Origin of the sequence: Streptomyces sp. NPDC058525 (genome assembly GCF_042719495.1) — a bacterium.
Taxonomy (GTDB): domain Bacteria; phylum Actinomycetota; class Actinomycetes; order Streptomycetales; family Streptomycetaceae; genus Streptomyces.
Genome location: NZ_JBHXNP010000025.1, coordinates 23900 through 37610, shown reverse-complemented (window position 1 = coordinate 37610; position 13711 = coordinate 23900). Strand labels below are relative to the sequence as shown.

Here is a 13711-nt window from a genome sequence, read left to right as displayed (position 1 = left end):
CAGTGGAGGAGACATGGCAGTGAACCCGTTCGACGACGAGGACGGCGAGTTCTACGTGGTGGTCAACGACGAGGAGCAGCACGCGCTGTGGCCCACGTTCGCCGCCGTGCCCGACGGCTGGCGCGTGGTGGCCGGGCCGGCCGGGCGGGCGCGGAGCATGGCGTACGTCGAGGAGAACTGGACCGACCTGCGGCCCCGGAGCCTGCGCGAGGCGGCGGCGCGGACCTGAGGCGGGCCTGAGGCGGGCCTGTGACCACGGGCTCGACCGGGGCTCGTCCGTGCCGAGAGGTCCATGGGTTTCGGTGGTTCGGACCGGATGTACGTGGGTTGTGCAGGGAGGACGTGCCCGTGGGCGTTCGAAATTCCGACGTCGTCTTCGTCCGTTGGCCGGCGCAGGCGGATCTGAGAACCCGCTGCCGGCAAGAGGGAATGCCGCGCCTGCTCGTCGTGGAGGCGGGCGCGCAGCCGCCGATCAGCAACGATCCGGTCGAGGACTGGGTGCGCCCCCCGGTGTCCCGGGACGATCTCGAAGCCCGGGTCACCGTCCTGCAGAGCCGCTTCGACAGCAACCGGGTACCGACGCTCGACTCGACCGGCACCCTGAGCTTCGGTCACCACTCCATCACCGTCTCCACCACGCAGACGGAGTTGATGCGACTGCTCGTCGACCGCTTCGGCGACGTCGTGCACCGCTCCGAGTTCGTGCAGCGCTTCGCCCTGCAGACGCTGACGCTGAACAGGAACGCGCTCGACCTGCACATCATGCGGCTCCGCCGCAGGCTCCTGCCCATCGAACTGTCCATCCGGACCGTGTGGGGACGGGGCTACATGCTGGAGAACGCGGTGTCCGCCGAGGCCGTCCAGGTGACGAACGCCTCCGGTGTCTGACCGTGCCGCACCCGGCAGAGCGCAGGGACCAACCGACCATTCGACACCGGAGATTACCGTGGACTCCTCGACGACCAGCACCCTCTACGAGGTGGGCGACCTGCCCCCGCTCGGGACCGTACCCCGCTCCATGTACGCATCGGTCATCCGCCCGGAACGGTACGGGGCCCCGGCCACGGCCTTCCGTACGGAGGTGGTGGAGACGCCCGAGGTGCCGCCCGGGTTCGTCCTCGTCGCGGTCATGGCCGCCGGCATCAACTACAACAACGTCTGGGCGGCCAAGGGACATCCCGTCGACGTCGTGGCGGCACGTCAGCGGCAGGGCAGCCCGGAGCCCTTCCACGTCGGCGGATCGGATGCCTCCGGAATCGTGTGGAAGGTCGGAGAGGGCGTACGGCAGGTCAAGGTCGGCGAGGAGGTCATCGTCTCGGCCGGCCTGTGGGACGAGCGCGATCCCGATGTCCGGCTCGGCGTCGATCCCATGCTCGCGGCCTCGCTGAAGGCGTGGGGCTACGAATCGAACTGGGGCTCCTTCGCCCAGTTCGCCCTGGTGGCCGACTTCCAGTGTCTGCCCAGGCCCACCCGGCTGAGCTGGGCGGAATCCGCCGGGTTCCTGCTGACCGGAGCGACGGCGTACCGGCAGCTCAACGGCTGGGCACCCAACACGGTGCAACCCGGGGACGGAGTCCTCATCTGGGGCGGCTCCGGCGGCCTCGGCTCCATGGCCATCTCCCTGACCCGGCAGATGGGCGGCAGGCCCATCGCCGTCGTGTCCTCGCCGGAGAAGGCCAAGTACTGCCTCGACCTGGGGGCCGCGGGCGTCATCGACCGGACCAAGTTCAGCCACTGGGGACGCGTGCCCGAGGCCGGCACCGAAGCGCATAAGCGGTGGACCGCCGACCTGCGGGCCTTCGGACGGGAGATCTGGGACATCCTCGGCGAGAAGGCGTCCCCGAAGATCGTTTTCGAGCACCCGGGCAGCGACACCATCCCCACGTCGGTCTACGTGTGCGGCACGGGCGGAATGATCGTGATCTGCGGGGCCACGTCCGGCTTCAACGTGGACGTCGACCTCAGGTACCTGTGGATGAGGCAGAAGCGGCTCCAGGGATCCCACTTCGCCAACCCGCGCGAGTGCCTCGCCGTGACCCGCCTCGTCGACATGGGCCTGCTCGACCCGCACCTGGGGCACACGTACGCCTTCGAGGAGATCGGCCGGGCCCATCAGGACCTGCTGGAGGGCGTGCAGGCTCCGGGGAATTCGGCCGTACTGGTCGGTGCGACGAACAATCCCGGTCTCGGAGACCGCTGAGCCGTCGCGGCAACCCTCGGGGAATTCTCGGGGAGCGCTTGAGGAACAGTTGTGCCGCAATCGCGAGAAAGCTGCACACGGCACGAATGGACGGATCGAGATCCGGGTTGTCTGGCATCATCGAGTCACGCCGATCCGCGGGGTTTTTCCCGAAGTCGAGGGAATTGTGTATCCGCGGCACGGCGTGACCGGATGTCCTCCGAGCAGGGGTTCCGCCTGGGCCGGCCGAACAGGCCCTTACAACCACGGAGTCGACTTGACCAGGACCGATCTGCAGCCGGTGGCGTTCCCCACCGAGCGCACCTGCCCCTTCAGCCCGCCCCCGAAGCTGACCGAGCTGCGGGACGAGCACCCGGTGAGCAGACTGGCCTACCCCGACGGCACCGAAGGCTGGCTGGTCACCGGGTACGCCGCCGCGCGTGCCGTCCTGAACGACCCCCGGTTCAGCTCCCGCGGAGAGCACCGCCGGATGGCGGTGGGGGAGGGCGCCCCGGGGCCGACCAGGCCGGGCGTCTTCATCTTCATGGACCCGCCGGAGCACAGCCGGTTCCGGAAGCTGTTCACCGGTGAATTCACCGTACGGCGGACCAGGAACCTGGAACCGAAGGTGGAGCGGATCACCGCGGACCGGATAGCCGCGATGCGGGAGATCGGCCCCCCGGCGGATCTCGTACGCGAATTCGCCCTGCCGATTCCCTCCCTGGTGATATGCGAGCTGCTGGGCGTTCCGTACGAGGACCACGCATTCTTCCAGCGGCATTCGGAAACCATGCTCGACTACGACCGCTCGATGGACGAGGTCGTGGAGGCATTCCAATTGATGGCGGAATTCCTGACCCGGCTGATCCGCCTCAGGCGCGAGCGCCCGCAGGACGACCTGCTGAGCCGGGTCGCCGCCTCCGACCTCACGGACGAGGAGGCCGCGGGTTCGGCGATGCTCCTCCTCACCGCGGGCCATGAAACCACCGCGAAGATGCTGGGACTCGGCACGTACCTGCTGCTCTCCCGGCCGGAGCAACTGGCGCTGCTGCGCCGGGACCCGTCCCTGATCGACGGCGCGGTCGAGGAGTTGCTGCGCTACCTGAGCATCGTCCAGTTCGGCATCATCCGAGGAGCCGTGCAGGACGTCGAGCTGGAGGGCCGGCTGATCCGGGCGGGCGAGGTCGTGACCGTGGCCCTGTCCGCGGCCAACCGCGACGGCGACGCCTTCCAGGACCCGGACGCACTCGACCTGACCCGCAGCGCCGGCCGGCCCCTCGGCTTCGGCTACGGCGTGCACCAGTGCGTGGGACAGCAGCTCGCCCGGGTCGAAATGCGGGTGGCCTTCGGCCAGTTGATCCGCGAGTTCCCCGGCCTGCACCTCGCCGCCGCGCCCGACGAGATCGAGACGACCCACCTGTCGTCGATGTACGGCGTGCGGCGCCTGCCCGTCGGCTGGTGACGGCCGTGAGGGTCGAAGTCGACACGGACAAGTGCTGCGGCGCGGGCATGTGCGCCCTCACCGAGCCGCTGGTGTTCGACCAGAGCCCGGCGGACGGGACCGTCGTGCTGCTCAGCCCGCATCCGCCCGAGGAACTGTGGGACAGCGTCGAGGAGTGCGTGCGGGTGTGCCCCGCCCAGGCGATCAGCCTCGACGAGACCGCGTAGGGACCGGCCGGCCGGCCGCGGCCGCCCCGTACCCCGGCACCGCCGGCGCGGACCACCGTGCCTTTCACCTGCCCGAAGTGAGGATGCGTGATGAACGCCGACGACATTGCCATCATCGGACTCGGCTGCCGCCTCCCCGGCGGGATCGATTCCCCCGAGGCGCTCTGGCAGGGCCTGTTGGACGGGATCGACGCCATCGGGGAGGTCCCCCCGCAGCGGTGGAGAGCCGATGACTGGTATGACGCCGACCCCGCGGCCCCCGGCAGGATGACGACGCGCTGGGGCGGGTTCCTCGACGACGTCGCGGGGTTCGACGCCGCGTTCTTCGGCATCTCGCCCACCGAGGCCGCCCAGATGGATCCGCAGCAGCGGGTGGCCCTGGAGGTCGCCTGGGCCGCGGTCGAGGACGCCAGGATCCGGACCGACCGGCTCGCCGAAACGGCCACCGGCGTGTTCTTCGGCACCATGTGGCAGGAGTACCACCTGGCCACCGGAGCGTCCGCCGGTGAGATCCGCACGCACACCGCCATCGGCACGGACACCTCGATCATCCCGGCCCGCATCGCCTACGCCCTCGACCTGCGCGGCCCCGTGATGTCCATCGGCACCGGATGCAGCTCGTCCCTCGTCGCCGTCCACCAGGCGGTCCGGAGCCTGCGCTCGGGCGAATCGGACCTCGCGCTGGCGGGCGGAGTCAGCCTCATCCTCCACCCGCACACCACCGTCGCGATGTCCAAGTTCGGCACGCAGAACCCCGACGGGCAGTGCCGCGCCTTCGACGCCGACGCCAACGGATACGTACGGGGCGAAGGCTGCGGCGTCGTCGTCCTGCGCCGGCTCGACGACGCCCGGCGCAGCGGCGACCGGATCTACGCGGTCATCCGCGGCAGCGCCGTGAACAACGACGGCACCACCGACGGCCTGGCCACCCCGAGCGCCGACACACAGGCCGAAGTGCTGCGCTCGGCCTGGCGGGAGGCCGGCACGGCCCCCGGCCTGGTGTCGTACGTGGAGGCCCACGGCACGGGGACCCGCCGGGGCGACCCGATCGAGGCCGCGGCCCTGGGCAGCGTGTTCGGCGACGGCAGGAAGGCCGGCCGGCCGCTGCGGATCGGGTCGGCCAAGACCAACTTCGGCCACCTTGAACCGGCCGCCGGGGTACTCGGCGTACTCAAGACCTCCCTGGCCCTCTTCCACGGCGAACTGCCCCCCAGCCTGCACTTCCGCCGGCCCAACCCGGACATCGACTTCGACGCGGCGAACCTGGCCGTGGTCACCGACCGGCAGCCGTGGCCCGAGGGAGCGCGGCTGGCCGGAGTCAGCAGCTTCGGCTACGGCGGCACCAACGCCCACCTCGCACTGGCCGGGCCGCCCGCACAGCCCGCCGACGTCCGAGAGCCCGCCGCGCCTACGCGGATCCCCTGGGTGCTGTCCGCGCGCTCCGAGGAGGCCCTGCGGGAGCGGGCCCGCCGGCTGCGCGCCCACCTCGCCGCGCACCCCGGCCTCTCGGCCGCCGACATCGGCTTCTCCCTGGCCGCCACCCGCGCCGACCACGAGTACCGGGCCGTCCTGCTCGGACGGGAGACCGCGGACCTGAGCCGCGCGCTGGAGGCGCTCGCCTCGGGAGCCCAGGTGCCGGACCTGGTCGTCGGATCCGGCCGCGGGCGCGGCCCGGTGCTGATGTTCGCCGGACAGGGTGCGCAGTGGGCCGGCATGGCCGCGGAACTGCTCGACTCCTCACCGGTGTTCGCCGAACGGTTCGCGCAGTGCGAGGCGGCGCTGGGACCGTTCGTGGACTGGAAGCTCACCGAGGTCATCGGGGACGCGGACGCCCTGGAACGCGTGGACGTCGTACAGCCCGCCCTGTGGGCGGTGATGGTGTCCCTGGCCCGGCTGTGGAAGCACTTCGGCGTCGACCCGGAGGTACTGCTCGGGCACTCGCAGGGCGAGATCGCCGCCGCCTGCGTGTCCGGCGCGCTGTCGCTCGAGGACGCGGCGGCCGTGGTGGCGCTGCGGGCCCGGGCCATCCGCCGCGGTCTGGCGGGCCGGGGCGGCATGGTCTCGCTGGTGTGCTCGCGGGCCGACGCGCTGCGGCTGACCGGGCGGTGGCCGGACCGGCTGTCGGTGGCGGCCGTCAACGGGCCCCGGAGCACGGTGGTCTCCGGCGATCCGGAAGCGCTCGACGAACTGCTCGCGCACTGCGGATCCGCCGGGATCCGCGCCAAGCGGGTCCCGGTCGACTACGCCTCGCACTCGGCGCAGGTGGAGGCGATCCGCGAGGACATCCTGACGGACCTGGCCGGGATCCGGCCGCGCCCCGGAGCGGCCGGCTTCTTCTCCACCGTCGACGTCGGCCGCACCGACACCGCGACCCTGGACGCGGGCTACTGGTACCGGAACCTGCGCTCCACGGTCGAACTCGACGCGTGCGTGCGCGCGCTGGCCGCCGAGGGCCGCAGCGTGTTCATCGAGTGCACCCCGCACCCCGTGCTCACCATGGGCGTGGAGGAGAGCGCCGAGGTGCGCACCGTCGGAACGCTGCGCAGGCAGGAGGGCGACCGCTTCCTGACGGCCCTGGCCGAGGCGTACGCCGCCGGGGTCGACGTCGACTGGAGCCGCGCCTTCGAGCGGGCGAACGTCGTGGACCTGCCCACCTACCCCTTCCGGCACCAGCGGTACTGGATCGACGGCGCGGCGAGCGGCGGCGGGCCGACCGAGGACGCGCCGTTCTGGGACGCGGTGGGCCGCGAGGACCTCGACGGGGTGGCCCGCACCCTGGGCCTCGACCCCGACGCCCTCGCCCCCGTCCTGCCCGCCCTGGCCTCCTGGCGCAGGCGGAGCACCTCGGAGTCCGTCGTGGACGGCTGGGAGTACAAGGCCGACTGGACGGAGGTTCCCGGACCGGCGGTGCGCCCGGGCGACTGGCTGGCCCTCGCGCCCGCCGGCGACGTCTGGGCGCGCTCGGTGGCCGGGGCGCTGACCGGACAGGGCCTGCGCGTCACCCTCATGGAGCTCGAACCCGGCCTCGACCGGGGCGCGCTCGCCGCCCGGCTGCGCGGCACGGCGTGCGACGGCGTGCTCTGCCTGTCGGCGGGTCAGGACGGGCCGTACGCCGGGTACACGGGGGTTCCCGCGGGCTACGCGGCGACCCTGACGGCCGTGCAGGCGCTGGGGGACGCGGGCGTGAGCGCCCCGCTGTGGTGCGTGACGCGGGACGCGGTCGCCGTCCCGGACGCCGACGCCGACGCCGACGCCGATGCGGACGGGACGGTCGACCCGGACGGGTCCCTGGTGTGGGGGCTGGGACGGGTCGTCGCCCTGGAGCACTCCGAGCGCTGGGGCGGTCTGGTCGACCTGTCCGCCGCGTACGACCCGGGCGTACTGGCCGGGGTGCTCACCGGCGACCACGGCGAGGACCAGATCGCGATCCGGGGCTCTGTGCCGTACGGCCGCCGGCTGGTCCGCGCCGCCGCCGCGGGACCGGCCCGCGGCTGGAGCCCCGCGGGGACGGTGCTGATCACCGGCGGAACGGGCGCGCTCGGCGCCGAGGTCGCGCGCCGGCTGGCCGGTCAGGGCGCCGAACACCTGGTGCTGGTCAGCCGGAGCGGGCCGGACGCCCCCGGGGCGCAGGCCCTCACCGCCGACCTCCAACGGCTCGGGGCCGGCGTCGAGATCGTCGCCTGCGACGTCGCCGACCGGGAAGCGGTCCGCGCGCTCGTCGAGCGGACCCGGCCCGACGCGGTGGTGCACGCCGCCGGAGCCCTGCACGACGCGCTCGTCCAGGACCTCACCCCGGACCGGGTCGACGCGGCGCTGCGGGTCAAGGCACAGGGGGCGTGGAACCTGCACGAACTCGCCCCCGGACTGGACGCGTTCGTGCTCTTCTCCTCGTGGGGCGCGACCGTCGGCGTGCCCGGCCAGGGCAACTACGCGCCCGGCAACGCCTACCTGGACGGCCTGGCGGCGCTCCGCCACGCCCAGGGGCTGCCCGCGACCTCGGTGGCCTGGGGCCCGTGGGCCGGGGACGGGATGGCGCGGGGGCCGGTGAAGGAGGTCCTCGACCGCCACGGCGTGCCCGCGATGGCACCGGACCTGGCCCTGCTGGCCCTGGACCGGGCCGTGGCCTCCGCGGAGCCCTGCGTCACCGTGGCGGACGTGCGCTGGGACCGGTTCCGTACGGTGTTCACGGCCACCCGCCCCAGCGCCCTGCTCGCCGACCTGCCCGACGGCCGGGACGCCTCGGCCGGGCAGGAGCCCGCGTTCCGGCGGCGCCTGGCCGCACTCCCCGCAGACGGCCGGATGCGCGCCGCACGGGAGGAGGTCAGGGCGCAGACCGCGCTCGTACTCGGCCACGCGGCGCCGGAGGCGGTGGACGTCGAGCGCACCTTCCGGGAACTCGCCTTCGACTCGGTCCTCGGCGTCGAACTGCGCAACAGGCTGGGCGCGGTGACCGGCCTGCGGCTGCCCACCACGCTGATCTTCGACCACCCCACGCCCGCGCAGGTCGCCGCGCACATCCTCGACGCGTACCTGGACCAGGAACCCGACGCGTCCGCCGCCGAGCCCGCCCCGGCCGCCCGTACCACCACCACCCCGGCGGCCGTCACGGAGGCCGTCACGGAGGCCGCCCCCGACGGCGCCGCCGAGCCCATCGCGATCGTCGCCATGAGCTGCCGGTTCCCCGGCGGAGTCCGCGACCCGGAGGGCTTCTGGCGGCTGCTCGCCGACGGCGGGGACGCCATCACGCCGTTCCCCGAGGACCGCGGCTGGGACCTGTCCGCGCTGTACCACCCGGATCCCGACCACCCCGGTACGAGCTACGTCCGCGAAGGCGGCTTCGTGGCCGCCGCCGACTTCGACCCGGAGTTCTTCGGAATCAGCCCCCGCGAGGCACTGACCATGGATCCGCAGCAGCGGATCCTCCTGGAGGGGTCCTGGGAGCTGCTGGAGCGGGCCGGGATCGCACCGGCCGCGCTGAAGGGCAGCGACACCGGGATCTACCTGGGCACGAACGGGCAGGACTACGCCTCGCTCGGCACCCCGCACGGCTCCGAGGGGTTCGGGCTCACCGGAAGCGCCGCCAGCGTGGTCTCCGGCCGCGTCTCCTACGCACTGGGCCTGGAGGGGCCGTCGGTCACGGTGGACACCGCGTGCTCGGCCTCGCTGGTCGCCGTCCACCTCGCCGCGCAGGCCCTGTCGAGGGGCGAGTGCGCGATGGCCGTCGCGGGCGGCGCCACCGTGATGGCCACCCCGAGACTGTTCGTCGGGTTCAGCCGGCAGCACGGCCTCGACCCCCTGGGACGGTGCCGCGCCTTCTCGGACGGCGCCTCCGGCACGGCACTGTCCGAGGGCAGCGGACTGCTGCTGCTGGAGAAGCTGTCCGACGCACGGCGCAACGGGCATCCGGTGCTGGCCGTGATCCGCGGTTCGGCCGTCAACCAGGACGGCACCTCCAACGGGCTCACCGCGCCCAACGGCCGGGCCCAGCAGCAGGTCATCCGCAAGGCTCTCGCCGCGGCGGGGCTCGAAGCCTCCGACGTGGACGTCGTGGAGGCCCACGGCACCGGCACGACGCTGGGCGACCCCATCGAGGCACGCGCACTGCAGGCCACCTACGGGGCCTCCGGCCGGCCGGTGTGGCTGGGCTCGGTGAAGTCCAACATCGGGCACACGCAGGCGGCGGCGGGCGTGGCCGGCGTGATCAAGATGGTGCTGGCCATGAACCACGGCACGGTGCCCCGTACCCTGCACGCCGACACCCCCTCCCGCCACGTCGACTGGTCGGGGGGTTCCCTCCGGCTCGTCACCGACCCCGTCGCCTGGGACGCGGACGGCCCGCGCCGGGCGGGCGTCTCCTCGTTCGGCATCAGCGGCACCAACGCCCACCTGATCCTCGAACAGGCCGCCGGAGCCGAGGAACCGGCGGCAGGCACCGGCGAACCGCCTGCCGGGTCCGGCGAACCGGCCGCAGCGGCCGGGGAAGCACCGGCAGCGGCCGGGGAAGCACCCGCAGAGGCCGGGGATGCGCCGGCAGCGGCCGGGGATGCGCCGGCCGGCCCCCGCCCCGACCTGCTGCCCTGGACCCTGTCCGCGCGGACCCCGGAAGCCCTGCGCGAGCAGGCGTCCCGGCTGGCCGTCCGGGTCGGAACGGACCCCGGCACGGACCCGGCCGACCTGGCGTTCTCCCTGGCCACCTCGCGCACCTCCTTCCGGGAACGCGCCGTCGTCATCGGCCGCGACACCGGCGACCTGCTCGCCGGGCTGCGTGCGATCACCGACGGGACGTCCTCGGCCTCCGTGGTGGAAGGGACGGCGGACGACGGCCGGACGGCCTTCGTCTTCGCCGGACAGGGAACCCAGCGCGCGGGCATGGGAGCCGATCTGCGCGCGGCGTACCCGGTGTTCGACGCCGCGTGGCGGGAGATCCGCGCCGGACTCGACCCGCACCTGCGCCGTCCGCTCGCCGAGGTCATCGACGACCCGGACGCGCTGCGCCGCACCGAGTTCACCCAGCCCGCACTGTTCGCCTTCGAGGTGGCGGTGTTCCGGCTCCTGGAGAGCTGGGGGCTCACGCCGGACCTGGTGCTCGGACACTCCGTCGGGGAGATCTCCGCCGCACACGTGGCGGGCGTGCTCTCCCTCGAGGACGCCTGCGCGCTGGTCGCCGCCCGCGGCCGGCTGATGCAGGCCCGTCCGGACACGGGCGTGATGCTCGCCCTCCAGGCCGGCGAGCACGAGGTGACCCCGCTGCTGTCCGCGCGGGTGGACCTCGCCGCGGTCAACGGCCCGCGGTCCGTGGTGATCGCCGGTGACGCCGACGCCGTGGCCGAGGTGGCCGGGCGGTTCACCGGACGCCGCACCAAGCGGCTCAACGTGTCCCACGCCTTCCACTCCGCGCACATGGACGGCATGCTCGACGCGTTCCGCGGCGTGGCCGAGGGGCTCACCTTCCACCCGCCGCGCCTCGCGCTGGTGACGAACCTGACCGGGCGGACCGTCACCGCCTGCGGCGCCGACCACTGGGTGCGCCAGGTGAGGCAGCCGGTCCGGTTCGCCGACGGGATCCGTACCGCGCTCGGCGAAGGCGTCACCAGGTTCCTCGACATCGGCCCCGACGGAACGACCGCCGCCATGATCGAGGACTGCCTCGACGGCGACGAAGCCGTCGTGGTCCCGGCCCAGCGCGCCGACCGGTCCGGCCCCGAGGCACTGACCCTCGCCGTCGCCCGGGCGCACACGGCGGGTGCCGGGCCGGACTGGGCCCCGCTCCTGGGCGAGGGCCGCCGCCGCGTCGACCTGCCCACCTACGCCTTCCAGCGCAGGCGCTTCTGGCCGGACGGCTCCGGTGGCGGGCACCCGTGGCTGACCGAGGCCACCGAACTCGCCGACGGCGGCTGGGTGCTGTCCGGCCGGGTGTCGGCGTCGGCCCAGCCCTGGCTGGCCGACCACGTGGTCTTCGGCACCGTCGTCGTACCCGGCACCGCGCTGCTGGACATGGTCCTCGCGGGCGCCGGCCGGGCCGGAGCGGCCGGTGTCGGCGAGCTGACCCTGGCGCGGCCCATGGTGCTGGAGGATGCGGTACAGGTGCAGGTCCGGATCGGGCCCGCCGACGGCGGACGGCGACCGGTGACCCTGCACGGCAAGGCGGAGGGCACGGGCACCTGGACCACCCACGCCGAGGGCGTGCTGGTGGACGCGTGCGGCCCGGAGCCCACCGACTGGTCGCCGCCCGAGCCGCCCGCGCTGCCCGCCGTGGACCTCGCCGGCTTCTACGAGGGCTTCGCCGCCCAGGGCGTCGACTACGGCGCCGCCTTCCACGGCGTGGCCGAACTGCGCGGGCAGGACGGGACCGCCTGCGGCACAGTCCGGCTGCCGTCCGGCGAGCCGGGCGGATTCGGTGTGCACCCGGCCCTGCTGGACGCGGCCCTCCAGGTGATGCGCGCGGTCGTCCCGGCCTCCGCGGAGGCCCAGCTCCCCTTCCAGTTCACCGACGTCCGCCTGTACGCCACGGGAGCCACCGAGCTCCGCGTCCGGGTCGACGTCCGCGACGACGGGATCCGGGCCGCGATCACCGACCCCGCCGGGGCGCCGGTGGCGTACGTCGGCGCCCTGCGGCTGCGTCCGGTCAGCGCCGGCCTGCTGCGTGCCGCCCTCACCGTCCCCGACCTCTACCGCGTGGCCTTCCGGCCCGTACCGCAGGTGCCCGCGGTGGCGGAGCCGGTCCGGGTGCTGGGCCGCGGCCCGGTGTCCGAGGCCCTCGGGGTGACGCCGTCCGAGACGGTCACGGGAGACGGCCCGCGCCGGATCCTCATCGACGCCACCGGGCCCGCCGAGGGCGTCGCCGCCGCCCACGATTCGGCCGCACGTGCGCTGGACCTGCTGCGCCGACTGGTGCCCCGCAGGGACGTCGAGCTCGTGTGGATCACCCGGGACAGCATCGCCGCACGCCCCGGCGACCGGGTCCGCGGCCTCGCCCAGGCCCCCCTGTGGGGGCTGCTGCGGGCGGCTCGGCGCGAGCACCCGGAGGCGGCCGTCCGGATCGTCGACTGCGACCGGATCGACGCCCCGACCCTGCTGTCGGCGCTGTCCGTGTCCGGCGAACCGGAACTCGCCGTCAGGGGCGGGGAGTTGCTCGCACCCCGGCTGACCGCGGCGGGCGCCGCCGGTGCGACCGGACCCGCAGGCGCCGGCTCCGTGGCCGACGGGACGGTGCTGATCACCGGCGGCACCGGCGAACTCGGCAGGGCCGTCGCCCGGCACCTGGTGACCGAGCACGGGGTCCGTGACCTGGTGCTGACCTCGCGGAGCGGCCCCGCGAACCCGGAAGCCGGGGCCCTGGTCGCGGAACTGACCGGAGCCGGTGCGCGATCCGTCCGGGTGCGGGCCTGCGACGTCTCCGACCGGGCCCAGGTGGCCGGCGTACTGTCCTCGGCCGACGACTGGTCGGCGGTACTGCACCTCGCCGGCGTACTCGACGACGGACTGCTGCTCGACTACGACGAACGGCGCCTGCGCAGGGTGCTGGCCCCCAAGCTCGACGGGGCCGCGCACCTGGCGGAACTCACCGCGGACCTGGGCCTGTCGGCGTTCGTGCTGTTCTCCTCCATCTCCGGAACCCTCGGCTCCGCCGGGCAGGGCGCGTACGCCGCGGCCAACGCCTACCTGGACGCCCTCGCCGCCCGCAGCGGCGGGACCAGTCTGGCCTGGGGGCTGTGGGAGCAGGCGGGCTCCGGAATGACCGCACACCTCACGGAGGCCGAGCTGGGGCGCCTGCGCAGGCAGGGCATCGCACCGCTGCCCGTCGCCAAGGCCCTGCGGCTGCTGGACCGCGCGCTGCGCTCGCCGGACGGCAACCTCGTCCCCGTCAGGCTCGACCTCGCGGCGCTGGACGGCGAACCCCCGGCGCTGCTGCGGGCACTGGTCCGGCCGGCGCTGCGCCGCGCCGGCGAAGACCCGGCGGGCGGCGGGCTGCGCAAGCGCCTGGAGAGCCGGACGCCCGATGAGCAGGCTGCCTCGGTCACCAGGCTGGTGCTGGAGGAGGCCGCCGTGGTCCTCGGGCTGCCCGGCCCCGGAGGGCTCAGGAGCAAGGCCGTACTGAAGGACCTCGGCCTCGATTCGCTGATGGCCATGGAGCTGCGGCGCAGGCTCGCGAACGCGGCCGAGGTGCCGCTGCCCGCGAGCCTCGCCTTCGACCACCCGACCCCGGCGGACATCGCGGAGCTGCTGATGAGGCGCATGGGGATCGCTCGAGCGGAATCCGGGACGGAGCCCGAACCGGAGGCGGCACCGGACCCGGCCGCGCCGGCGCCGGCCCGGTCGGTCGCCGAGATCGGCGCCGAGCTCGACGCCCTCCTCGAACTCTAG

Annotated in this window: 6 protein-coding genes; all 6 read left to right on the top strand. The window is 74.0% G+C overall.

Features of this window, described 5'->3' with window-relative positions:
* Nucleotides 1–13 precede the first annotated feature (13 nt).
* Nucleotides 14–229 carry an MbtH family protein gene (locus ACFWP3_RS14745; RefSeq protein ID WP_384220416.1) on the top strand — a complete coding sequence of 72 codons (216 nt, stop codon included), beginning with the start codon at nt 14–16 and terminating at the stop codon, nt 227–229.
* Between the two features lie 200 nt (nt 230–429).
* Nucleotides 430–888 (top strand): helix-turn-helix domain-containing protein, encoded by a 459-nt coding sequence (locus tag ACFWP3_RS14740; protein ID WP_384220414.1) that lies wholly within the window; start codon nt 430–432, stop codon nt 886–888.
* A gap of 58 nt (nt 889–946) precedes the next feature.
* The gene (gene ccrA / locus ACFWP3_RS14735) at nt 947–2200 is read left to right on the top strand and encodes a crotonyl-CoA carboxylase/reductase (protein ID WP_384220411.1); all 1254 of its coding nucleotides are present in this window, start codon (nt 947–949) and stop codon (nt 2198–2200) included.
* Nucleotides 2201–2456: 256 nt separating this feature from the next.
* Nucleotides 2457–3641: a cytochrome P450 gene (locus ACFWP3_RS14730; protein ID WP_384220409.1), complete on the top strand. Its 1185-nt coding sequence runs from the start codon at nt 2457–2459 to the stop codon at nt 3639–3641.
* 5 nt (nt 3642–3646) lie between these two features.
* The gene (locus ACFWP3_RS14725) at nt 3647–3847 is read left to right on the top strand and encodes a ferredoxin (RefSeq protein WP_384220406.1); all 201 of its coding nucleotides are present in this window, start codon (nt 3647–3649) and stop codon (nt 3845–3847) included.
* Nucleotides 3848–3937: 90 nt separating this feature from the next.
* Complete coding sequence (locus ACFWP3_RS14720; protein WP_384220404.1) at nt 3938–13711, top strand: type I polyketide synthase; 9774 nt, start codon at nt 3938–3940, stop codon at nt 13709–13711.

Coding starts and splice junctions, on each gene's coding strand:
- ACFWP3_RS14740 (WP_384220414.1), top strand. CDS start 430: ATGCCGCGCCTGCTCGTCGTGGAGGCGGGCGCGCAGCCGCCGATCAGC.
- ACFWP3_RS14720 (WP_384220404.1), top strand. CDS start 3,938: ATGAACGCCGACGACATTGCCATCATCGGACTCGGCTGCCGCCTCCCC.
- ACFWP3_RS14745 (WP_384220416.1), top strand. CDS start 14: ATGGCAGTGAACCCGTTCGACGACGAGGACGGCGAGTTCTACGTGGTG.